The sequence below is a fragment of the Streptomyces filipinensis genome (assembly GCF_014649495.1).
Taxonomy (GTDB): domain Bacteria; phylum Actinomycetota; class Actinomycetes; order Streptomycetales; family Streptomycetaceae; genus Streptomyces; species Streptomyces filipinensis.
Genome location: NZ_BMTD01000003.1, coordinates 320976 through 344198, shown reverse-complemented (window position 1 = coordinate 344198; position 23223 = coordinate 320976). Strand labels below are relative to the sequence as shown.

General features: G+C 72.0%; 18 protein-coding genes and 3 pseudogenes. 13 read left to right on the top strand and 8 right to left on the bottom strand.

Features of this window, described 5'->3' with window-relative positions; genetic code table 11:
- Positions 1-85: 85 nt before the first annotated feature.
- The gene (gene glgX / locus IE244_RS10050; protein WP_191872619.1) at positions 86-2206 is read right to left on the bottom strand and encodes a glycogen debranching protein GlgX; all 2121 of its coding nucleotides are present in this window, start codon (positions 2204-2206) and stop codon (positions 86-88) included.
- A 197-nt stretch (positions 2207-2403) separates the two neighbouring features.
- Here glgX and IE244_RS10045 point away from each other — a divergent pair, with 197 nt between their 5' ends.
- The 4 genes from IE244_RS10045 to IE244_RS10030 all read left to right on the top strand — a co-directional run bounded on the left by IE244_RS10045 (position 2404) and on the right by IE244_RS10030 (position 6764).
- Positions 2404-3210 (top strand): Tat pathway signal sequence domain protein, encoded by an 807-nt coding sequence (locus IE244_RS10045; protein WP_191872618.1) that lies wholly within the window; start codon positions 2404-2406, stop codon positions 3208-3210.
- Between the two features lie 55 nt (positions 3211-3265).
- On the top strand, positions 3266-4582 hold the full coding sequence (locus tag IE244_RS10040; RefSeq protein ID WP_191872617.1) for a copper amine oxidase: 1317 nt from the start codon (positions 3266-3268) through the stop codon (positions 4580-4582).
- Between the two features lie 103 nt (positions 4583-4685).
- Positions 4686-5924, top strand: coding sequence for a DUF5919 domain-containing protein (locus IE244_RS10035; RefSeq protein ID WP_191872616.1), 1239 nt, complete (start codon positions 4686-4688; stop codon positions 5922-5924).
- A gap of 114 nt (positions 5925-6038) precedes the next feature.
- Positions 6039-6764, top strand: a complete 726-nt coding sequence (locus IE244_RS10030; protein ID WP_191872614.1) for a 3'-5' exonuclease — start codon at positions 6039-6041, stop codon at positions 6762-6764.
- A 36-nt stretch (positions 6765-6800) separates the two neighbouring features.
- Here IE244_RS10030 and IE244_RS10025 read toward each other — a convergent pair whose 3' ends face one another.
- Positions 6801-7664, bottom strand: coding sequence for a phosphotransferase enzyme family protein (locus IE244_RS10025; protein WP_191872612.1), 864 nt, complete (start codon positions 7662-7664; stop codon positions 6801-6803).
- A 116-nt stretch (positions 7665-7780) separates the two neighbouring features.
- On the opposite strand from IE244_RS10025, the gene IE244_RS10020 reads away from it, so the two are divergent.
- The 5 genes and pseudogenes from IE244_RS10020 to IE244_RS10000 all read left to right on the top strand — a co-directional run bounded on the left by IE244_RS10020 (position 7781) and on the right by IE244_RS10000 (position 12975).
- Positions 7781-8731: a carbohydrate ABC transporter permease gene (locus tag IE244_RS10020; RefSeq protein ID WP_373305729.1), complete on the top strand. Its 951-nt coding sequence runs from the start codon at positions 7781-7783 to the stop codon at positions 8729-8731.
- Complete coding sequence (locus IE244_RS10015) at positions 8728-9561, top strand: carbohydrate ABC transporter permease (protein ID WP_191872608.1); 834 nt, start codon at positions 8728-8730, stop codon at positions 9559-9561. Before IE244_RS10020 ends, IE244_RS10015 begins: the two co-directional genes overlap by 4 nt.
- Complete coding sequence (locus IE244_RS10010; RefSeq protein ID WP_191872606.1) at positions 9561-10850, top strand: ABC transporter substrate-binding protein; 1290 nt, start codon at positions 9561-9563, stop codon at positions 10848-10850. The genes IE244_RS10015 and IE244_RS10010 overlap by 1 nt, the downstream gene beginning before the upstream one ends.
- Positions 10840-12127: pseudogene (mgt, locus tag IE244_RS10005) on the top strand (macrolide-inactivating glycosyltransferase). The gene IE244_RS10010 and the pseudogene mgt overlap by 11 nt, the downstream one beginning before the upstream one ends.
- A 296-nt stretch (positions 12128-12423) precedes the next feature.
- Positions 12424-12975, top strand: a complete 552-nt coding sequence (locus tag IE244_RS10000; RefSeq protein WP_191872602.1) for a DUF1697 domain-containing protein — start codon at positions 12424-12426, stop codon at positions 12973-12975.
- Positions 12976-13427: 452 nt separating this feature from the next.
- On the opposite strand, the pseudogene IE244_RS41830 reads toward IE244_RS10000, so the two are convergent.
- Positions 13428-13805: pseudogene (locus IE244_RS41830) on the bottom strand (transglutaminase domain-containing protein); the annotation flags it as partial.
- 81 nt (positions 13806-13886) lie between these two features.
- On the opposite strand from IE244_RS41830, the gene IE244_RS09990 reads away from it, so the two are divergent.
- The 4 genes and pseudogenes from IE244_RS09990 to IE244_RS09975 all read left to right on the top strand — a co-directional run bounded on the left by IE244_RS09990 (position 13887) and on the right by IE244_RS09975 (position 17720).
- A complete protein-coding gene (locus IE244_RS09990; RefSeq protein WP_191872600.1) occupies positions 13887-14903 on the top strand; it encodes a ketopantoate reductase family protein in 1017 nt (338 codons plus the stop codon).
- A gap of 127 nt (positions 14904-15030) precedes the next feature.
- Positions 15031-15989: pseudogene (locus IE244_RS09985) on the top strand (sigma-70 family RNA polymerase sigma factor).
- Positions 15990-16044: 55 nt separating this feature from the next.
- A complete protein-coding gene (locus IE244_RS09980) occupies positions 16045-16680 on the top strand; it encodes a mycothiol-dependent nitroreductase Rv2466c family protein (RefSeq protein WP_191872598.1) in 636 nt (211 codons plus the stop codon).
- A 707-nt stretch (positions 16681-17387) separates the two neighbouring features.
- Positions 17388-17720 carry a hypothetical protein gene (locus IE244_RS09975; RefSeq protein WP_191872596.1) on the top strand — a complete coding sequence of 111 codons (333 nt, stop codon included), beginning with the start codon at positions 17388-17390 and terminating at the stop codon, positions 17718-17720.
- A gap of 401 nt (positions 17721-18121) precedes the next feature.
- Here the strand turns inward: IE244_RS09975 and IE244_RS09970 are convergent, their stop codons facing one another.
- From IE244_RS09970 to IE244_RS09945, 5 genes are all read right to left on the bottom strand, one after another.
- Positions 18122-18859, bottom strand: coding sequence for a sirohydrochlorin chelatase (locus tag IE244_RS09970; RefSeq protein ID WP_191872594.1), 738 nt, complete (start codon positions 18857-18859; stop codon positions 18122-18124).
- Position 18860: 1 nt separating this feature from the next.
- The gene (locus IE244_RS09965; RefSeq protein WP_191872592.1) at positions 18861-19739 is read right to left on the bottom strand and encodes an ABC transporter permease; all 879 of its coding nucleotides are present in this window, start codon (positions 19737-19739) and stop codon (positions 18861-18863) included.
- Positions 19726-20505, bottom strand: coding sequence for an ABC transporter ATP-binding protein (locus IE244_RS09960; protein WP_191872590.1), 780 nt, complete (start codon positions 20503-20505; stop codon positions 19726-19728). Before IE244_RS09960 ends, IE244_RS09965 begins: the two co-directional genes overlap by 14 nt.
- A gap of 36 nt (positions 20506-20541) precedes the next feature.
- Positions 20542-21651, bottom strand: coding sequence for an aliphatic sulfonate ABC transporter substrate-binding protein (locus IE244_RS09955; protein ID WP_191872588.1), 1110 nt, complete (start codon positions 21649-21651; stop codon positions 20542-20544).
- A gap of 235 nt (positions 21652-21886) precedes the next feature.
- Positions 21887-23221: a sulfate adenylyltransferase subunit 1 gene (locus IE244_RS09945; protein ID WP_191872585.1), complete on the bottom strand. Its 1335-nt coding sequence runs from the start codon at positions 23219-23221 to the stop codon at positions 21887-21889.
- Positions 23222-23223: the final 2 nt, after the last annotated feature.

Genomic DNA, 23223 nt, shown 5'->3' with positions numbered 1-23223 from the left:
ATCGCCGCGCGTACGGACCCACGCGCACGCGGAGTGGACGAGCAGCCCCGCCAGGGGGGCTGCCGCCACTGACCCGCCGGGCCCGCTACGCCGGCCGCTGCAGCACGGTCAGGCTGCGGTCCGGCAAGGTGATCCGGTCGCCCGCCCCGACCTTCGTCCCCGACCCCGGCGGCACCCCGTCGGGCTCGGCCGTGTCGACGACGACCTGCCACTGCCGTCCGTGGTCGACCGGCACCACGAAGTCCAGCGGCGCCGGCGAGGCGTTGAACATCAGCAGGAACGAGTCGTCGGTGATGCGCTCCCCGCGGGCGCCCGGCTCGGAGATCGCGTTGCCGTTCAGGAACACCGTCAGCGCGGACGCCCGCGCCGAGTCCCAGTCCCGCTGGGTCATCTCGGTGCCCTCCGGGGTGAACCAGGCGATGTCGGAGAGATCGTCATGGGTGCCCTCCACCGGACGGCCGTGGAAGAAGCGGCGCCGGCGGAAGACGGGATGGTCCCGGCGCAGCCACACCATCGCGCGCGTGAACTCCAGCAGACCACCGGCAGGATCGTCGCCGTCCTCGGGCCAGTGCACCCACGACAGGTCGTTGTCCTGGCAGTAGGCGTTGTTGTTGCCCCGCTGGGTGCGCGCGAACTCGTCGCCGTGGCTGATCATCGGCACGCCCTGGGACAGCATCAGCGTGGCGATGAAGTTCCGCATCTGCCGGGCGCGCAGCCGGAGCACCTCCGGGTCGTCCGTCTCGCCCTCCACCCCGCAGTTCCAGGACCGGTTGTGGCTCTCGCCGTCCCGGTTGTCCTCGCCGTTGGCCCTGTTGTGCTTGTGGTTGTAGGCGACGAGGTCGTGCAGTGTGAAGCCGTCGTGGCAGGTGACGAAGTTGATCGAGGCCAGCGGGCGGCGGCCGTCGCCCTGGTAGAGGTCCGAGGAGCCGGTCAGCCGGGAGGCGAACTCCGCGAGCGCCCGCGGCTCGTCCCGCCACAGGTCCCGCACCGTGTCCCGGTACTTGCCGTTCCACTCGGTCCACAGCGGCGGGAAGTTGCCCACCTGGTAACCGCCCTCGCCCACGTCCCAGGGTTCGGCGATCAGCTTCACCTGCGAGACCACCGGGTCCTGCTGCACCAGGTCGAAGAACGACGACAGCCGGTCCACCTCGTGGAACTGCCGGGCGAGCGTGGCCGCGAGGTCGAAGCGGAAGCCGTCCACGTGCATCTCGGTGACCCAGTACCGCAGCGAGTCCATGATCAGCTGGAGCACGTGCGGGGACCGCATGAGCAGCGAGTTCCCGGTGCCCGTGGTGTCCGTGTAGTAGCGCGGATCGTCCGCGAGACGGTAGTACGACGCGTTGTCGATGCCCTTGAAGGACAGCGTCGGGCCCAGATGGTTGCCCTCGGCGGTGTGGTTGTAGACGACGTCCAGGATGACCTCGATCCCGGCCTCGTGCAGCGCCCGGACCGCCGACTTGAACTCCAGCACCTGCTGGCCGCGGTCGCCCCAGGAGGCGTACGCGTTGTGCGGGGCGAAGAAGCCGATGGTGTTGTAGCCCCAGTAGTTGCCCAGGCCCATGTCGGCCAGCCGGTGGTCCTGTACGAACTGGTGTACGGGCATCAGTTCCAGGGCCGTGACCCCGAGCTTGGTCAGATGGTCGATGAGCGCCGGATGGGCGAGCGCCGCGTACGTGCCCCGCAGCTCCTCCGGGAGCCCCGGGTGACGCATGCTCAGACCCTTGACGTGGGCCTCGTAGATCACCGTGTGGTGGTACTCGGTGCGCGGCGGCCGGTCGTCGGCCCAGTCGAAGTACGGGTTGATCACCACCGACGCCATGGTGTGCGGCGCCGAGTCCAGGTCGTTGCGGCTGTCCGGAGCGCCGAAGTGGTAGCCGTACACCTCCTCGCCCCAGTGGATCGAGCCGCTGATCGCCTTCGCGTACGGGTCGAGCAGCAGCTTCGCGGAGTTGCAGCGCAGCCCGCGTCCGGGGTCGTACGGGCCGTGCACCCGGAACCCGTACCGCTGTCCGGGCATCACGCCCGGCACGTACGCGTGCCGCACGAACGCGTCGCTCTCGCGCAGTTCCACCGCCGTCTCCGAGCCGTCGTCGTGCAGCAGACACAGCTCTACTCGGTCCGCGGCCTCCGTGAAGACCGCGAAGTTGGTTCCGGCGCCGTCGTAGGTGGCGCCGAGCGGATACGCCTGTCCAGGCCAGACCTGCATGGATACGACTCTCCCAGGTGTGCCGCCGCCCTGGGGCCGCGTTGGCCCCCGAGTCTTGCCGAAAGTGACGGAACCTCCCGTGTCTTGCGTCCCTCTTACCCACCGACCAGTGCGCACGGCGGCTCTCTTACCCGCCGTGCGCCGAACCAGTGGGGCAACACGTACCCCCGTGAGAGCCACGGGGAGCAGGGGGAAATGTGCGTGAGACAGTGCACCGCCATCTGGGCAAGTTAATGGCAGGAGTGGCCATCGCGACGGTGGGGACCGCCGCGATGGTCGCGATCACCCTGCCGGGCACGGCGGGGGCGAACGAAACGGGAGGGAGCAAAGGCGGCGGGACCCGGGCCGCGCAGCAGACGGGCCAGGGGGCGGACGGGACCCTGCCGGGCGTGGTGGAGCAGGCGCCGGCCGAGGGGAAGAAGGGCAAGGGCCTCGACCCGCTGACCGACGACGAGATCACGCGGGTCGAGAAGCTCGCCGTGAGCCGGCAGCTGTTCGACACGAGCCAGAACGTCAGGGGCGGGCGCGGTCCGGAGCGGCTCGACGTCCAGCTGGCCGAGCCGGAGGCCGACGAGGTCGACGACCCGAACGCACCACGGCGTGCCGACGTCACGGTCTACGACTACCGGGACGACACCCTGGTCACCAGGACCGTCAACCTCGACACGGGCAAGGTCGAGCGGACCGCCGCCCAGCACGGCGTCCAGCCGCCGCTGAGCCGCGCCGAGCAGATCGAGGCGGCCAGGGTGCTGATCGCCGACGCACTGGGCGCGGGGCTGAAGGCGGACTACAAGGACGCCACCGGCAAGGAGCTCACGTCCCCGGACCAGCTGCAGCTCAGCAGCATGGTGTACCGGGCCGCTCCGGGTGGCTCGGCCGCGGTCGCGCGATGCGGCGAGCACCGCTGCACCCGCCTGTTCCCGAAGGTCAGGAACGGGCCCTGGATCGACGCGCGGAAGTTCGTGATCGACCTGAGCGCCCGCAAGGTCCTCCAGCTCGGCTGAGCCGGCCTCCGTTCGCACTCCACACCTTCCTCTCCTGTAAGGGAGTCACGTCTTCATGCGCGTCCACAGAATGAGCCGTGCTCGCAGGCGGGCGGTCATCGGTCTGTCCCTCGCCGCGTTGGCCGCCGGCGCGATGACCGGGGCGGGACCGGCCGCCGCCCGGCCGACGGCCGCGGCCGCCCCGGCCCCCGACTGCAGCGCGGCCTACCGCATCGAACAGAAGCTCTCCACCGGGACGACCTGGCGCATGTGCTGGCGCTTCAACAGCACGTCCGGGATCATCCTGGAGGACATCTCCTACCAGCCGCCCGGCGAGTCCAAGCCGATCAAGGTCCTCAACAGCGCCAAGCTGGCCCAGATCCACGTGCCGTACGACGACGGCAAGGCCGAGTACAACGACGTGACGGAGTACAGCTTCGGCAACGGCCTGCTGAACCTGAAGCCCGCCGAATGCCCTGGCGGCAGCATCAAGACCGTCAAGGTCCGGGAGCCGCTGTACGCCGGGTCCCAGAACGTCAAGGGCCTGTGCGCCACGACCCGTTCCCGGGGCCACGCGTACCACATGCAGTCCGAGGACTCCGGCAAGGTCTACCAGGCCCAGGGCAAGGACCTGCTGCTCTACACCGTCAACAAGGTGAGCTGGTACGAGTACATCACCGAGTGGCGCTTCCAGGACGACGGCACGATCAGCATGAACGCCGGCGCGACCGGCAGTCTCGCGCCCGAGGACTACGACGCCGGTGACGGCCGCGGCTGGCCCATCGGCAAGGGCGCCCGCGACTACGCCGTCAGCCACAGCCACAACATCTTCTGGCGGCTCGACTTCGGGCTCGACGGCTCCTCCAAGACCCGGATCGAGCAGTACGACTCGAAGGTCAGCCCGCCCGCGGGCAGCCGGGGGCCGACCAACAAGACCACGCTCACGAAGGTCACCAGGGAACTCGCGGGCGACGCCCAGAACATGCGCTGGTGGCGGGTGGTCAGCGCGACGGGCAAGAACAAGGACGGGCACGCGCGCTCGTACGAGCTCGTTCCGGGCGCCACCACCAAGTACCTGGGCCGCCCCTTCACCCGGCACGACGTGTACTTCACCGAGTACGACAAGTGCGAGCAGTACGCCAGCGGCAACCTGCCGGCCTGCGGCGACGGTCACCCCAGGTCCGTGGACGGCTGGGTCAACGGACAGCCCCTGACCCACCCCATCATGTGGGTGAACGTGGGCTTCCACCACATCGTCCGCGACGAGGACCAGCAGCCGATGCCCGTCCACTGGCAGGGCTTCTCCATCGTCCCACGGGACGTGACCGCTATGAATCCGCTCACTCCGGCCGATCTGGCCGACATCAACGGGCATGTCGGCCGCGATAGTTGAGAAACAACCCTCTCCATCCGGCTGCACCGCCGACCCCTCGCGGAGTACCCTTCCTTGATCGTTGAGACGGGAAAGGCCCGGGGGAGCGGAAGGCGGTGCACGGGTGGGCTCGGGAGGGCTGGAGCTGCCCCCTGGTGACGAGGGTCACGAGGGGCACTCCGCAGACGTCCCGCCCGGCGCGGTGTCCCTGGCCCGCCCGATGGACGCGGGATCCATCGGGCCGGAGCTGGACTGGGACGCCGACGCCTGGCGCGAGGTGCGCACCCGCGCCCAGCGGGCCGGCCGGGCCTACATCTGGCTGAACCTCGTCGAGCAACGCCTGCGCGCGGTCGTGGCCGCCGTACTGCGGCCCATCTACGAACCCGTCCACGCGGACGACTGGGTGGTCGCCGCGGCCGGCCCGGCCGGGCAGGAGTGGGTGCAGCGCGCGGTCGCCGTGCGGGAGGTCAGCCGCCGCAAGGGCTACCTGCTCGACCCGGCCGACGACAACGTGCTCAGCTTCCTCACCCTGCCGCAGCTGCGCGAGCTGATGGTGCAGCACTGGCCGTGCTTCGAGCCGTACTTCGACGAGCGCCGCGACCTCGAACTCGCCCTGGACGAGCTGGAGGTGACCCGCAACGTCGTCTCCCGCAACCGGGCGCTGTCGGAGGCGGTCCTGAACCAGGCCGAGCGCGCGTCGGCCAGGCTGCTGGAGATGCTCGGCGCCGGCGGTGACGTCCCCTCCGCACGCCGGCTCCCGGTGGACGCGGTCGAGGACCTGGTCGGCGACCGGTACGCCGACGTGGTCGCCGTCCATCCGGACCGGGTGCGGCTGATGCGCCAGTTCCCGGCCGAGGACATCTTCGGCTCCGCCCGCCGCCTCGACGCCATCGGTATCGGCCTCAACCTGCTGGTGCAGAACTTCTCCGGCCGCCGTCTGGTCCGGCTCGCCGAGTCCGGCTGCCGGGTACGGCTGCTCTTCCTCAACCCGGCCTCCAGCTCGGTCAAGCGCCGTGAGCGGGAACTGGGGATGAAACGGGGCGAACTGAGCCGGTCGGTCGAGATGAACATCCTGCACATGCGCCGGGTCCGCTCCCGGCTCCGCGACCCGGGCGCCTTCGAGATCCAGGTCTACGACGAGACACCGCGCTTCACCGCCTACCTGGTGGACGGCGACGGCGCCGACGGCATCGCCGTGGTGCAGTCCTATCTGCGCGGGGCCCGGGGGATGGAGTCTCCGGTGCTGGTGCTGCGCAACGGCAGCAAGCTGGTCAAGTCGGATGATGTGGTCGAAGCAGGACTTTTCCCGACGTATCGCGAGGAGTTCGAGCTGGCTTGGGTGGATTCGCGCCCTGTGTCCTGAGGGGTGTCCCGAACGGTCCGACGGCACAAGCGGAACGCGAGCCTCGGATTGTCAGTGCCGCGTGCGATGGTGGAGGCCACTGGGGGAAAGCACCACCAAGAAGGGGGACCGCCCATGGGCTGGCACCGGGAGCTGCTGATCGGCTTCGACCTGGAGACGACCGGGACCGATCCGCGCGAGGCACGTATCGTCACCGGCGCGGTGATCGAGGTCAGAGCCGGTGAGCCCCTGGGGCGCAGGGAATGGCTGGCCGATCCGGGCGTGGAGATCCCGGCCGACGCGGTCGCGGTGCACGGCATCAGCAACGAGCGCGCGGCGGCCGAGGGCCGGCCGGCCGACCGGGTGGCCGACTCCATCGCCGACGTGCTGGTCGGGTACTGGAAGTCGGGCGTCCCGGTCGTCGCCTACAACGCCGCCTTCGATCTCACCCTGCTCTCCGCCGAGCTGCGCCGGCACGCCCTGCCGTCCCTCGCCGACCGCCTGGGCGGCGCCCCGCCCGCCCCGGTCGTCGACCCCTACACCATCGACCGCTGGGTCGACCGCTACCGCCGCGGCAAGCGGAACCTGGAAGCGGTGTGCGCCGAGTACGGCATATCCCTCGACGCGGCCCACACCGCCCCGGCCGACGCCCTCGCCGCGGCGCGGCTCGCGTCCGCGATAGCCGACCGCCACCCGAAGATCGCCGCACTGGGCCCGGCGGAACTGCATCGACGCCAGATCCAGTGGTACGCGGAGTGGGCGGCCGACTTCCAGGCGTTCCTGCGCCGCAAGGGGGAGCCGGACGCGGTGATCGACGGCACCTGGCCGCTGCGGGAGCTGGCCGAGAGCCAGCCCGCGTAGGCCGTCTTCGGGTGGAGGCCGCGTGGCGGGCAGGCCTCAGAACGGATACCACCGCACCGTCTCGTCCCCGTCCCGCAACGACCCCACCCGCCGCCGGAACTCGGCCGACGCCTTCGGATTGCCCGGCGCATGCTGGGCCACCCATGCACAGCTCGCCGTCTCCCGGGCCCCGCGGAGCACCCCGCACCCCTCCCACTCGCGCACATCCCACCCGTAGGCCTCGACGAACGACGCGTACGCCTCATCCGGCAGGCCGTACCGGTCGTGGGACAGGGCCATGACCACCAGATCGTGCTCGCGCAGGTCGGCCGAGAAGGTCTCCAGATCCACCAGGACCGGCCCGTCCGGCCCGATGTGCACATTGCGGGGCAGCGCGTCGCCGTGGATCGGCCCCGGCGCCAGACGGGGCGTCAGCGCGGCCGCGGCGGCGGCGAAACCGTCCCGGCGCGCACGCAGATAGGCCGCGTCCTCGGCGTCGATCGCGTCGCCCGCGAGCCGCAGCCACCGCTCCACACCACCCAGCAGCTCACGGGGCGGCAACGCGAAAGGGGGAGCGGGAAGTGCGTGCACGATCCGAAGCAGCCGCGCCAGGTCGCCCGGCTCGGCGGGACGCACGGGCTCGGGCAGCCGGTGCCACACGGTCACCGGGTGGCCCTCGACCAGTCGCGGCTCGGGCTCGGCCGCCCGTACGGCCGGCACGTCCGCCTCGGCCAGCCAGCCGGCGATGTCCAGCTCGCGCCGGGCCCGCTGGAGCAGCTCGGCGTCGCGCCCCACCTTCACCACCAGGTCACCGGCGGCGAACACCGCGTTCTCGCCGAGGGCGAGGAGCCGCGCGTCCCGTGCCGGGCCCGGCAGCACCCCCGCCGCGGCCAGTACGTCCCGAGCCCGTGCCTCGTCCATCGTGCCGCCTCCGTGCCGTCCACCTGCGGTGCGTGTGCCCTACCCGGCCAGTCTTGCATTCGTCCAGGTCGAGCCGTGTGCGCGGTCCCTTGACGAGGTATCAGGCCTTCACGACCATGAACACGCCAACCGGAGCAGGCAAAGGGGCTGATTCCGTGACATCAGTGGCCGATGTGCGACGGCCGGGCGGTCGCCGCGCCGCCGGGCGGAGCGCCTGGTTCCTCGTCCTGCCCGCGCTGATCCCGATCCTCCTGTTCAGTGTGGGTCCGCTGCTCTACGGCGTCCTGCTCGCCCTCACGGACGCCCAGTCCGGCCGCACCCAGGCCACCCGCTGGATCGGCGCCCTCAACTTCCGCGACCTCGTGCACGACACGCTCTTCTGGGAGTCGTTCCGCATCGGCCTGGTCTGGGCCGCCGGCGTGACCGTGCCCCAGTTCCTGCTGGCGCTCGGCCTGGCCCTGCTCCTCTCCCAGGACCTGCGGCTGCGCGGACTGGTCCGCGCCCTCGCCATCGTGCCGTGGGCGATGCCCGAGGTCGTCGTCGGCATCATGTGGCGACTCGTCTACAACCCGGACGCGGGCATCCTCAACGAGACCCTGCGCGACCTCGGCCTCGGCGACGGCCACGACTGGCTCGGCGCCCTGGCCACCGCCCTGCCCGCGGTGATCGTCGTGGGTGTCTGGGCCGGCCTGCCGCAGACCACGGTCGCCCTGCTCGCCGGACTGCAGAACGTCCCGCGCGAACTCCACGAGGCCGCCGCGGTCGACGGCGCCGGTGCCTGGCGTCGCTTCCGCGCGGTCACCTGGCCCGCACTCAGACCGGTGGCCCTCGCCATCACCGCGCTCAACCTCATCTGGAACCTCAACTCCTTCGCCCTGGTCTACGTCCTCACCAGCGGCGGACCCGGCGGCAAGACCCGGCTGCCCTCGCTGTTCGCCTACGAAGAAGCCTTCCGCTACGGCCAGTTCGGCTACGCGGCCGCCATGGGGTGCGTGCTCGTCGCCGTCGTCTCGGTGCTGCTCGCGGTGTTCCTGGCCGGCCGGCTGCGCGGAGGTGCACCGGCATGAGGACCCGCCGCATCGTACGCGCCGGACAGCACACCGCCCTGCTCGGCTATCTGCTCTTCCTGGCCTTCCCGCTCCTGTGGCTGCTCTCCACCGCCCTGAAGTCCCCGCGCGAGCTGGGCAGTCCGCATCCGACATGGATCCCGCGCCATCCCACCCTCGCCAACGTCCGGCAGGCCTTCCAGGAGCAGCCGCTCGCGCACGCCGCCCTCAACTCCCTGCTGGTGGCGCTCGCCACCGCCGTCGTCGCCGTCGTGCTCGCGACGCCCATGGCGTACGTCATGGCCCGGCACCGCACCCGGCTCGCCCGGGCCGCCACCGGATGGGTGGTGGTCAGTCAGGCCTTCCCCTTCGTGCTGGTGATCATTCCGCTCTTCCTGGTACTGAAGAACCTGCGCCTCGTCGACTCCCTGACCGGGCTGGTGGTGGTGTACGTGGTGTGGGCGCTGCCGTTCGCGCTGTGGATGCTCGTCGGCCATGTGCGGGCCGTTCCCGCCGAACTGGAGGAGGCGGCGGCCGTCGACGGCGCCGGGCGGCTGCGCACCCTCGTGTCGGTGACGGCGCCGCTGCTCGCGCCGGGCATCGCGGCGACGGCGCTGTTCGCGTTCGTCACCGCGTGGAACGAGTTCTTCTTCGCGCTGGTGCTCCTCAAGAGTCCCGGCAGGCAGACCCTGCCGGTCGTCCTCACCCACTTCATCGGCGCGGAGGGTGTGGCCGACCTGGGCCCGCTGGCCGCCGCGGCGTTCCTCGCCACGCTTCCCTCGCTGGCCGTCTTCGCCCTGGTGCAGCGGAGGATCACGGCCGGCCTGCTCGCCGGGGCGGTGAAGAGCTGATGAGGACCCGCAGGCCCCTGGCGCGCGCGTTCCTCCTCGTCGTCGTGCTGCTGCTCGCGAGCTGCTCGGCACCGGGCCGGCGCGCCGGCGGCCCGATCACCCTGCGCTTCCAGTCCCTCGCCTGGCAGCAGGAGTCCGTCGCCGCGAACAAGGCCCTGGTCAGGGAGTGGAACGCGAGCCACCCGGACGTCAGGGTCGCGTACGTCCAGGGAAGCTGGGACAGCGTCCACGACCAGCTGCTCACCTCCTTCGAGGGCGGCGAGGCACCGGACGTCATCCACGACGCCTCCGACGACCTGGCCGACTTCGCCTACGGCGGCTACCTCGCCGACCTGACCGATCTGCTGCCGGCGCGCCTCAGGGCGGACATACCGCAGGCGAGTTGGGAGACGGCCACCTTCGGGCGGGGCGTCTACGGGGTGCCGTTCCTCCAGGAACCCCGGGTGCTGATCGCCAACGCCACCTGGCTGCGCTCGGCGAAGGTGCGCATCCCGACCGCCGGGCATCCCTGGAGCTGGGCGGAGTTCCGGCAGGTGGCGAAGAGGCTGAGCGGGCCCGGCAGGTACGGCGTGGCCTGGCCGCTGAAGGAGCCCGTCTCCGCCACGCTCAACCTCTCCCTGTCGGCGGGCGGCAGGCTCTTCCACCGGGAGGCGGACGGCAGGGTGACCGTACGCTTCACCTCCGGTGACGCGGTCGTGCCGAGCACGGTCCACGCCCAGGTCGCCGTCGACCGCAGCGCCCCCGCCTCGACGCTGGGCAGCGGCGGCTCGGACACCCTGCCCGGCTTCTTCGGCGGCCGGTACGCGATGGTCCCGCTGGGCTTCTCCTACCGCCAGCAGATCGTGCAGCAGGCACCCGAAGGCTTCCGCTGGGAGGTGCTGCCCGCTCCCGCGGGAGCGTCCGGGCTCACCCAGGGCGTCAGCCCGCAGACCCTGTCCGTCTCCGCCGACTGCCCGCACAAGAAGGAAGCCGCCGCGTTCATCGACTTCCTGCTGCGGCCGAAGAACATGGTCCGCCTCGCGCTCGGCGACTGGATGCTGCCCACCGGCACCCAGGCGCTGAAGGACCCCGCCCTGCACACCACGGAGAACGGCTGGGCCACCGGCACGGCCCTCGCCGCCCGTCTGAGCCCGGCGCCCGCCCAGTCCGTCCGCGGGTACCCCGAGTGGAAGGACAAGGTGGCCACCCCGGCCTTCCAGGAGTACTACAGCGGCGCGATCGGCCTCGCCGAGCTGCGCAGACGCCTGGTGAAGGACGGCAACCAGGTCCTGGCCCGCTATCAGCGCTGAACGGGGAGGGCCGGCGGGCGAACGGGAAAAGAAATTGAACGAGACGTATCGTCTCGTCTAGTCTCGGCGTCATGACCACTCCCGCCCACATCGCCATGTTCTCCATCGCCGCGCACGGCCACGTGAACCCCAGCCTGGAGGTGATCCGCGAACTCGTCGCCCGGGGCCACCGGGTCACGTACGCCATCCCGCCGGCGTTCGCCGAGAAGGTGGCCGCCACCGGGGCCCGGCCCGTGCCCTACACCTCGACACTGCCCGGACCCGACGCCGACCCGGAGGCCTGGGGGACCACGCTGCTGGACAACGTGGAGCCGTTCCTGGCGGACGCCGTCCAGGCGCTCCCACAGCTCGTCGACGCCTACGCCGGCGACGAACCCGACCTCGTCCTGCACGACATCGCCTCCTATCCGGCCCGTGTACTGGCCCACCGCTGGGGCGTCCCGGCGGTCTCCCTCTCCCCGAACCTCGTGGCCTGGGAGGGCTCCGAGGAGGAGGTGGCCGAGCCGATGTGGGCCGAGCCGAGGAAGACCCCGCGCGGACAGGCGTACTACGCACGGTTCGAGGCATGGCTGCGGGAGAACGGGATCACCCAGCACCCGGACCGGTTCGCCGGCCACCCGTCGCGTTCGATCGTCCTCATCCCGAAGGCGTTGCAGCCGCACGCCGACCGGGTCGACCAGCGGGTGTACACCTTCGTCGGCGCCTGTCAGGGCGAGCGTTCCGACCAGGGCGGCTGGCAGCGGCCCCCCGGTGCCGAGAAGGTGGCGCTGGTCTCGCTGGGCTCGGCCTTCACCAAGCAGCCCGCCTTCTACCGGGAGTGCGTCCGCGCCTTCGCCGACCTGCCCGGCTGGCACCTGGTCCTCCAGATCGGCCGGCACGTGGACGCCGCCGAGCTGGGCGACGTACCGGACAACGTGGAAGTGCACAGCTGGGTACCGCAGTTGGCGGTCCTGCGGCAGGCCGACCTGTTCGTCACGCACGCCGGGGCGGGCGGCAGCCAGGAGGGGCTGGCCACCGCCACGCCGATGATCGCCGTACCGCAGGCCGCCGACCAGTTCGGCAACGCCGACATGCTCCAGGGCCTCGGCGTCGCCCGGCGGCTGGACACCGAGGAGGCCACCGCCGAGCGCCTCCGCGAGGCCGCGCTCGCCCTCGCGGACGACCCGGACGTGGCCGGCCGCCTGAAGGAGATCCAGGCGGAGATGGCCCGGGAAGGAGGCACCCACCGGGCGGCGGACCTCATCGAGGCGGAACTGGTGGGCGGGACGGGGAAGTAGGTCACCTGGTCCGCGTCTCACCGCCGCGTGGGCGCGACCGGCCTCCACGCATCCGCACCCTCACCCGCAGTCGCGCACGTGCGCGGGGGCCCTGCCGCATGGAGGACATGGGCTGTCCGTTCCGCCGCCAGCGCGGCGGTTTGTGATGACGAAACTTTGTTGAACAAGTCACAGGAGCGTGTAGAGGTTGATCCAGTGCCCGGTGATCGGCGAGAGTTTCGCGCAGCCCCGCCCCGTGCGGGCCCGGCCGTCGTGCCCGCCCCCACGGGGCACGACGGCCGCCTTAGGGTGGCCGGATGACGACCTATGCGGCGCTGTTGCGCGGAATCAACGTCGGCGGCAGCAAGAAGGTGCCCATGGCCGACCTCCGCGCGCTGCTGACCGGCCTCGGCCACACCGGCGTACGGACCCATCTGCAGAGCGGCCAAGCCGTGTTCACCACCGGCCAGGGCGACGAGGAGTCGCTCGCGGCGGAGTTGAGCGGGGCGATCGAGGAGCGGTTCGGCTTCCCGGTCGGCGTGCTCGTGCGCGACCACGCCTATCTGGAGACGGTCGCCGAGGCCTGCCCGTTCCCGGCCGCCGAGCTGCAGCCCAAGCAACTGCACGTCACCTACTTCTCCGCACCGGTCGCCCCGGACCGCTTCGCCGGCATCGACGCCGCGGCGTTCGTCCCCGAGGAGTTCCGCCTCGGCGACCGCTGCCTGTACCTGTACGCCCCCGAGGGCCTCGGCCGCTCCAAGCTCGCCGAGGCCCTGTCCCGCCCGCGCCTGACCCAGGGCCTGATCGCCACGAGCCGGAACTGGAACACCGTGCTCAAGCTCGTCGAGCTGACGGCCGAGGGAGCCTGACGGTCCGCGGACCGAGGAACGGCGCGTGGGACAGGATCTCGCGGGGGGACGGCCAGCCGCGGGTCGGTGCTCAGGCGGCGCAGCTCCCCCTCGGTGCCGGCCGCCGCCACCGTGTCGAGCAGCGCGACGTCGTCCTCGGCGAGGTGACCGTCCCACGGGCTCCAGTCGTCCCAGGGCAGCGGTTCGGTGCCGGTCCGGGCGGCCAGATCCAGGACGACGGCGTGCGCCACCGGATCCAGGCCGCGCAGGCCCGGCACGACCCAGACGCCGAAGGTGTCCCAGTCCGCCTCCCCGGCCCGGCAGGCCCGCCACGCCTGCCCGGCGACGAGGAACCGGTCCCGGGGCACGTCCAGCGCATCGAACGGCACGCCGTAGCTGGGGTGGAGGACCTGCGGATCGGCCAGCCGCCAGGTGCCGTCCGGGAGTTGGTACTCGGTCACCCAGTGGTCGTCGTGGAAACCGGCGACGAAGTAGGTGGCGTAGCCGCCCCGCACGCGGGCCGGGGTGCCGGTGGTCCGCAGCAGGGAGCACAGCAGCAGCGCGAAGTCCCGGCACGTGCCGACGAAGCGCTGGTCGTAGGGGCGTTCCTCGGTGAGCGGGCCGGTTCCGCGCTCGCGCAGGATGCGCAGGATCTCCGTGACGTACCGGGACTCGGCGTCGTGGTGCAGCCGTTCCCCCGGGATGGTGTACCCGAACCGCTCCCCCTCCAGCCGGTGCAGGACCAGCCCGCGCACCAGCTCCGCGAGCCGGCGCGGACCGCGGGGCAGGGCGGCGGCGTCCAGGTCACCCGGGTCGCTGTACGGCGTGTGCCGCAGAGAGAAGTCGTCCATGTCCCCGCACGCTTCTCCTTGACCCGGGGGCAAGGTCAAGCACCCGTGCCCGCCTGACCCGCGTGTGCGAGGCTCTGCTCCGTGCGCTACATCATCATCGGGGCGGGAGCGGTCGGCGGGACCGTCGGCGGACGGCTGGCCCAGGCCGGGCGTGAGGTCGTCCTGGTCGCTCGCGGCAGGCATCTGGCGGAACTGGCGGAGCACGGGCTGCGACTGCGCGTCCCGGAAGGGGAGTCGACGTACCGGCTGCCCGCCGTCGACGGGCCCGGGCCGCTCGGCGGGCTGCGCCCCGACGACGTCCTCGTCCTCGCCGTGAAGACGCAGGACACCGTGTCCGCCCTGGAGGCCTGGGCCGACGCCCCCGTCGCGGGCGGTGGCACGGCGGCCGAACGGCTGCCGCTGGTGTGCCTGCAGAACGGCGTGGAGAGCGGACGGCTGGCACTGCGCCGCTTCCGTCGGGTGTACGGCGTCTGCGTCTGGCTGCCCTCGGCCTTCGAGGAGCCCGGCGTCGTCTCCGCCGCCGGCAGCCCGCTCACCGGCATCCTGCACCTCGGCCGCCTTCCGCACGGCACCGACGACACCGCCCGCCGGATCGCCGCCGACCTGGCGGACGCCCGCTTCGAGGCACCGGTCGTGCCCGACGTGGCCCGCTGGCGGTACGCCAAGCTGCTGGCGAACCTCAGCAACGCCATCGAGGCGCTGACCGGAACCCGCGACACCGAGCCCGCCCAGGCGCTGTACGCACGCGTGCGGGCCGAGGGGACCGCCGTCCTCGCCGCCGCCGGGATCGGGTACCCGAGCGCCGCGGAGGAGCGCGCGGCGCGCGACGGCAAGGTCACCCTCGTGCCGCTGGACGGCGGTCCGCGCGGCGGCGGTTCCTCCTGGCAGTCCCTCGCCCGGGGCACCGGCACCATCGAGGCCGACTACCTCAACGGGGAGATCGTCCTGCTGGGCCGGCTGCACGGCGTACCGACCCCGCTGAACGAACTGCTCCAGCGCCTCGCCGACCGGTTCGCACGGGAGCGCCGGGCCGCCGGCTCGCTGCCGCTCGCCGACCTGATCCGCCTGGCGGACGAGGCGGCGAGACCGACCGGCTGACCCCGGCTCCCCACCGAGCGAACCCCGCGGAGCGGCCGGCGACAGTTGATCTTCCGGTCGGATTGGCGTTTGGTAGGCCCCGGACGGGCGCGAGCCGCCAGGCTCGCCGGAGGGGGACGGGGGAGAAGTGGACGACTTCACGGGGGACACCGAGCGGCGGCTCGCGGCGCGCTTCGAGGCGGACCGGGCGCATCTGACGGCCGTGGCCCACCGGCTGCTCGGCTCGGCCGCCGAGGCCGACGACGCTCTGCAGGAGGCCTGGCTGCGGGCCCGGCAGGCCGACCTCGACGCGGTGCGGAACCTCACCGGCTGGCTGACCACCGTGGTGACCCGGGTCTGCCTCAACCTGCTGCGGGCCCGGCGCAACCGCCGCGAGGACTTCCTCGACGCCTACGACCACGACCACGACACCCCGCCGGTCCCCGCCGAGGCCGGCGACCCCGCCCGGGAGGCGCTGCTGGCCGACGAGGTCGGCGTCGCGCTGCTGGTCGTCCTCGACACCCTCGGCCCGGCCGAGCGGGTCGCCTTCGTACTGCACGACATGTTCGCCGTGCCGTTCGAGGAGATCGCCCCGCTGATCGAGAAGACCCCGGCCGCCACCCGACAGCTGGCCAGCCGGGCCCGCCGCCGGGTCCAGGGCCGGCCGCCCGCGCGCGCCGCCGACGCCGCACGCCGCCACCGGGCCGTCGAGGCGTTCCTCGCCGCCACCCGCGGCGGCGACTTCACGGCCCTGGTCGCCCTGCTCGACCCGGACGTGGTGCTGCACGCCGACGCACTGGTCGTACCCACACCCCAGCCGATCACGGTGCGCGGCGCCGAGCCCGTCGCCCAGGGCGCCAGGCGGCCGTGGCCCGCGCCCGGTTCACCGGAGTCGCCCTGCTGGACGGGGAGTTCGGCCTGGTCATGGCGCCGCACGGGCGGCCGCGGCTGGTCCTGGCCTTCGCCTTCGGCACGGCCGGCCGGATCACCCGGATCGACGTCGTGGCGGAGCCCGAACACCTACGCCGGACGCGGATCGCCGTCGTGGACCCGGAGTACTCGGCCGGGCCTGCGGAGACCGGCCGCACCGAAAAATTGGACCAGTGATCAAAGGAGACATTGGGGCGGGACACTGCGCCAATGCGGGACTACCGTCATCTGTATGACGCACCGCGACACCGCCACCGAGCCCGCCCCGACCCGGATCGACTTCTTCTTCGACCCGGCCTGCCCCTTCGCCTGGATCACCTCCCGCTGGCTGCTGGAGGTCGAGCGCCTGCGCCCGCTCGACCTCCGGTTCCGGGTGATGAGCCTGTATCTGCACAACACGGGCAACGAACTCCCCGACTGGTACCGGGATCTGGTGGACCGGTCGATCGGCCCGGTGCGGGTCGCCGTGGCCGCCGCCGAACGGCACGGCGAGGAGGTGCTGCGCGACCTGTACACCGCGTTCGGCACCCGCATCCACGAACGCGGCACCGAGGACTTCGACCAGGTGATCACCGAGTCGCTGGCCGAACTCGGGCTGCCCGCCGAGCTGTCGGCCGCCGCCCACGACCCGTCGCACGACGCCGCCGTGCGCCGCAGCCACACGGCCGGCACCGAGCCGGACTCCGGCGGCTACGTGGGCACACCGACCCTGCACATCGACGGCACGGTCTGGTTCGGGCCCGTACTGCGCGCGATCCCGCGCGGCGCCGACGCGGCCCGACTCTTCGACAGTTTCCGGGTGCTGGCCGGCCATCCCGACCTCTTCGAGGTGAAGCGCACCCGCACCGGCGCCCTCCGCTTCGACTGACCGACGAGCGCAGTGGCCGATAAGCGCCCCTCGCGCCCGCCGAGTTCGCCGGGCGAGTGACACACGGCCCACGACGGGCGCAGAACGAAGAGCCGCCGCGGTCCGACGTCACAGGGGAACGCCGGACCCGGCGGCCCCTATCACGCCCACGTGCCCCAGGGCCAGCGCTCACCGAACCCCGCGACAAACCCGACGGGTTGTCCCTAGGGTGAAGCGCGCCGACGGCCGGAGGGGGCGTATGAGCGTGACGGCCAGACCATCACCGGCGCTGCGCGGTACGCACGAACACCCCGGCGCACCTCGACGACCATGCCGCCCGCGACGCCCCCACGCCGCCGCCCGCGACGTCGGCCGGACGCTCTACGGAGACCGGCCCGACGCCCCCGAGCCGGGCCCGGCACCGACCTCGCCCGCCTCGAAGCGGTCGTGCCGGCCTCGCCCCACGTCGATGTCGGGGGCGGGTCAACGAACACCGGTCACCCGGATGGGTGGCGATTTTCGGACGTCATCGCCCCGGATGTCCCCGCGGCATGCCACCTGGAGAGCCTCTGCGCACCGCGGGGGCCGTGGGCGGAGGGCCGGCCCCCCGTCCCCGGCAGCACACACACCCCCGGCGTCGGTAACGTCGGCGATCCCGGCATCTTCGGCCGATCAGGCTCAACCCCACACTCCCTAGGGCCCGTTCGGGCCACAAACGAGGACAGGACATGAGCACCTACAACTTCGGAAACCTCAACGGCCCCGCCGGCTTCGGCGACTACGGCGACTACGGCGGCATGGACATCAAGAACGGCACCTACGACCTCGAAACGCTCATGGCCGTCGCCGAGCGGCTCACCGGGGCGCTGCGCGCCGAGTACCCCGGCCTGGCCGGGTGGGGCGAGAGGATCCAGGCCGAGCTGGCGCTGTCCGCCGAGGACGGTCTGCCGCCCAACCGGGGCCGGATCCGCACCGCGCTGGAGTCCGTCGCCGTCGCGGCGGGGGCCGGTACCGGCAGCCTCAACTTCACCCGGCAGCTCACGCACGCGCTCGGCCTGTGACCGGCCGGAGCCACGCCGCCACGGGGCCCCGACGCCGCTTCGAGCGATCCCGCCCCCGCACGACCGCACGCGTCCCGCGGCCGAGATCCCGTTCCGGACCGGACCCCGGCGGCACCGGCTGACCGGGCCAGGCCTTCCGCACGGTGCGCGCCGCAGCGGGTGTCGCGCCGGGCTCTCGTCCCGCCGCCGCCGTCACCGCGGGACGAGACCCGGCTGCCGCCGGCAGCCGGCGTGACAGGGCCCGACCGATCCGGCCCCGCACACCGGCGCCGGCCTCGCGGACCCGGCGGGACGTACCGCCCGACCAGGGCCGTGATCCGCTGTGAACCGCGGGGGCCGGCCGCAACGGTCAGGCGTCGAGCGCCGTCGGCACCGTCACGCTCCCGGCGTCGCCAGGGCCGTCAGGCACCCAGCGCCGCCAGCGCCGGCCGGCAGGCCGCGTCGTAGCGTTCCAGCAGCACCCGCGCCACCTCGGGCGCCGGGCCCAGCACGTCCGCCAGTACGTCGGCCCCGGCCGCGCCCCGTGCGATGCGGTCCGGCAGGAATCCGGGGGCCAGGACGTACGGCGCGACGGCGACCCGCTCGCAGCCGAGGGCGCGCAGTCCGCGCACCGCGTCCTCGGTGCGCGGAAGGGATGCGGAGGCGAACGCAGGCCGCACGGCGCACCAACCGGTACGCCACCACTCCCGCGCGATGTCGGCGATCACTGCGATCGCCTCCGGGTCGGAGGACCCCGCCGAGGCCAGCACGACCCCGGTCGAGGACTTGTCGGCGGGCGTCAGCCCCGCCTCGTACAGCCGCCGTTCCAGTGCCGACAGCAGCAGCGGGGAGGGACCGAGCACGTCCGCCTGGCGGATCCGCAGCCGCGCCGGCGCCTCCCGCAGCACAGCGGGGATGTCGGCCTTGGCGTGGAAGGCGCGGGTCAGCAGGAGGGGAAGGGCCACGACCTCCCGCACGTCCTGCGCCGCCAGCGACTCCAGTACCCCGCCCACGGACGGGACGTTGAAGTCCAGGAACCCGGTCTCCACCCGCAACCCCGGCCGCAGCGACCGCACCCGCTCCACGAGGGCGTGCACGGTCGCCGCGTGCCGTGGGTCGCGGCTGCCGTGGGCGATCAGGAGGAGAACCGGGGCGCGCATGTCAGCCCTTCACCAGCAGGCCGCGGCTGCGCAGCACCCACCGCTCCAGCGGGCTGAAGATCAGCAGGTCGATGGCGATACCGACGAACAGGATGAGCAGGATCGCCTCGAACACCATGGCCATGTCGCTGGCGGTGCGGGCGTTCTCCAGCAGCTGACCGAGGCCCACGCCGAGGTCCGGGTAGCTGGCGATGATCTCCGCGGCCATCAGGGAACGCCATGAGAACGCCCAGCCCTGCTTCAGTCCCGCCACATAGCCGGGCAGCGCGGCCGGCAGGGTCACGTGCCAGATGCCCCTCACGCCCGTCGCACCCATGGTGCGGCCCGCGCGCAGGAACAGCGGCGGCACCTGGTCCACGCCGGACACCAGGCCGTTGGCGATGGACGGCACCGCGCCCAGCAGGATCACCGCGTACATCATCGAGTTGTTCAGGCCCAGCCAGATAACGGCCGGCGGCACCCACGCCACCGACGGCAGGGACTGCAGACCGGACAGGATCGGGCCGATGGCCGCGCGCACGAACCGCATCCGCGCCACCAGCAGGCCCAGCGGGGTGCCGATCAGCAGCGCGAAGGCGAAGCCCAGCAGACCCCGCGAGACGCTGGTCCAGATGTAGCCGAGCAGGTCGCCCTTCAGCCAGGCGTCCTTGAACGCGCCGCCCACGGCCGTCGGCGAGGGCAGTTTGGTGGGGTTGTCGACGACCGGGTAGAGCAGCGACCAGGCAGCGAGGACCACCGCGATGGCGATGATCGGCGGCAGGATCTTGTTGACGAAGGTCTGCCGGAGGGTCGGACGGCCGGTGGCCGTGGTCTCCAGTGCGTCCAGGCCCGCCTCGACGCTCCCGGCGTCCTGGACCGGTGTCGTCTCAGTGCTGGCCATGTCGGCGGATCTCCCCACGCAGTACTTCGGTGATCTCGATGGACAGTTCCGCCACGGGGGCGTCCTCGATGCGGCGCGGCTGCGGGATGTCGACCTGCCACTCGCGCGCGATCCGGCCCGGCCGGGAGGAGAGCAGGACGACCCGCTGGGCGAGCCGTACCGCCTCGCGCACGTTGTGCGTGACGAACAGCACCGACAGACCGGTCTCCGCCCAGATGCGGGTCAGCTCGTCGTGCAGCACGTCCCGGGTGATGGCGTCCAGCGCCGCGAACGGCTCGTCCATCAGCAGCAGGTTGCTCTCCTGGGCCAGCGCGCGGGCCAGCGCCACGCGCTGCCGCATCCCGCCGGACAGCTCGTGGACGCGCTTGCCGTACGCGCCCTTCAGCCGGACCAGTTCGAGCAGCTCCTCGGCCTTGCCGCGCCGCTCGGTCTTCGCAACTCCCCTGAGCTTCAGGGCGAGTTCGATGTTCTTGCCCGCGGTCAGCCACGGGAAGAGGGCGTGCTCCTGGAACATCAGCGCCGGGCGGCCGTCCGTCGTGATGGAGCCGGCGGTCGGCCTGTCCAGACCGGCCACCAGGTTGAGCAGGGTGGACTTGCCGCAGCCCGAGGCCCCCAGGAGGGTGACGAACTCGCCGGGCGCGACATCGATGCTGATGTCGTCCAGGACGAGTTGCTGCCCGCCGGGTGTCGCGAAGGACTTCGAGACATGCTCAAGGCGTGCCGCGTACGCGACCGACTCGGCGGCCTTGGCGAGAGTCGTGGCCATGGTCGTCACCTCCTGGGGGTTCGTCGGGTTCCTGCGTCAGCTGGTGCCGAGGCCCGCGTCGCTGACGGTGTTCTCGCCCGAGGCCTTGAGGACCTTGTTGAGGACCGTCAGGTCGTAGATCCCCTTGAGGTTCGGCTTGTCCAGCAGGCCGGCCTTCACCGCGTGCTGCGCCTCGGTGCCGAGGGTGGCGGCCAGCGGGTCGTCGGTGAACTGGATGGACTTCCACGCCGGGTCCAGGACGTTCGCCGGCAGCGCCTTGCCGGAGTCCGCCTCCAGCTGCTTGTTCGCGGCAGCCTTCGCCTGGTCCGGGTTGGCGTGGATCCACTTGTTGGCCTCGACCGAGGCCTTCAGCACGGCCTCGACCGCCTTGGGGTTCTTCTTGAGGAAGTCCTGCCGCACGACGATGTTCGTGATCACGAACTTCTTGTCCGGCCACAGCGTCGACTCGTCCAGCAGCACCTTGGCGCCCTTGGCGACCAGCTTCGACGCGGTCGGCTCCGGCACCCAGGCACCGTCGACGGAACCCGACGCGTAGGCGTCCGGGGTGATCTTGTTGTCGGTGCGGACGACCGTGACGTCACCCTTGCCACTCTGCGCGTCGACCTTCCAGCCCTGGTCGGCGGCCCAGTTGAGGAACGCCACGTCCTGCGTGTTGCCCAGCTGCGGGGTGGCGATCTTCTTGCCCTTGACGTCCTTCAGGGACTTGACCTTCTTGGGGTTCACGACCAGCTTGACGCCGCCGGAGGCCGAACCACCGATGATCTTCAGGTTCTTGCCGTCGGACTTGGTGTAGCCGTTGATCGCCGGGGACGGGCCGATCCAGCCGATGTCGATGGAGCCCGAGTTGAGGGCCTCGATCTCGGACGGACCCGCGTTGAAGATCGCGGGCTTGGCCACGGTGGCGCCCAGCTCCTTCTGGAAGAAGCCCTTCTGGAAGCCGACCAGCGCGGTCCCGTGGGTCAGGTTGCCGAAGTAGCCGATCTTGACGGAGTCGAGTCCGTCGACCTTCTTGGCTCCGGCGGCCACCTTGGTGGTGTCGTCGTTCTTGGAGTCGGACCCGTAGCCGCAGGCGGCCAGTGTCAGCAGAGGGAGCGCGGCGAGCGCGGCTATGCCGCGGCGGAGCAGCTTCGAGTGAGTGGCAGGCACGGGAGGGTTTCCTCTCGTTGGCCCGGCGGTCACGGTCTCTCAGGTCGTGGCCGGGAGTTCGGCAAAGGGTCTTCGTCGCTTCCGGGACGGCGGGTGGGGGGCCAGGGCGCGCAAGCGGTGCGCGTACGTCAGCGCACACATCGCGCCACCCCGCCCTGCCCGCTGCCGAGGGCGCCGCTGCCGACGCGGCCGCCCTCCTTCGCGAACGTCGAGTAGACGTCGGTCGTGGTCATGTTCAGAAGTCCCAGCCGTCGGCTTCGGACTCGTCCTTGACCGGCTCCGGGGAGGCGAACGACTCGCCGACCATGCCCGCGGTCAGTGTGGTGCCGTCGCTCGGGTCGATCAGGATGAACGAGCCGGTGCGACGCGAGTCGGCGTAGGAGTCGACCGGCAGCGGCTCGGCGGTACGGATCTTCACGCGGCCGATGTCGTTGGCGACGAGCCGTCCGGGGTGCGGGTGCAGGGACAGGTCGTCCAGCGTCAGCCGGGACGGGATGTCCTTGACGATCGCCTTGACCGTGCGGGTGCCGTGCTTGAGCAGCACCCGGTGGCCGACGGTCAGCGGTTCGTCGGCCACATGGCAGACGGTCGCCTCCACGTCCTGCGTGGTGGCCGGCGCGTCCTTCGTCGGCACGATCAGATCGCCGCGCGAGACGTCGATGTCGTCCGTGAGCAGCACGGTCACCGACTGCGTCGTCCAGGCCACGTCGACCGGCTCGCCCAGCAGGTCGATGCCGGAGATCGTCGTCGTACGGCCGGACGGCAGGACCGTGACCGGGTCGCCGACGCGGAACGTACCGGCCGCGATCTGGCCCGCGTAGCCCCGGTAGTCCGGGTGCTCGGCGGTCTGCGGCCGGATCACGTACTGCACCGGCAGCCGGGCGTGGCAGTGCGCCAGGTCATGGCTCACGGGAACGGTTTCCAGGTGTTCCAGGACCGTGGGGCCGCCGTACCAGTCCATGTTCGCGGACGGCTCCACCACGTTGTCGCCGGCCAGGGCCGAGATCGGGATCGCGGTGATCTCGGGCACGCCCAGCTCGCTCGCGTACGCCGTGAACTCCTCGGCGATCGCGGCGAACACCTTCTCCTCGTAGCCGACGAGGTCCATCTTGTTGACCGCGAGGACGACGTGCGGGACCCGCAGCAGGGCCGCGATCGCCGCGTGCCGGCGGGTCTGCTCGACCACGCCGTTGCGGGCGTCGACGAGGATCACGGTCAGCTCGGCGGTGGAGGCGCCGGTCACCATGTTCCGGGTGTACTGCACATGGCCGGGCGTGTCGGCGAGGATGAACCGGCGCCGGGGCGTGGCGAAGTAGCGGTACGCCACGTCGATGGTGATGCCCTGCTCCCGCTCGGCGCGCAGGCCGTCGGTGAGGAGGGCGAGGTCGGGGCCCTCCTGGCCGCGGCTCGCGGAGGCCCGCTCCACGGCCTCCAGCTGGTCGGAGAGGACCGACTTGGAGTCGTGCAGCAGCCGTCCGACGAGGGTGGACTTGCCGTCGTCGACGGATCCGGCGGTGGCGAACCGCAGCAGGGTGGTGGCCGAGAGCGCCTCGGTCGTGGTCGTGCTCATGA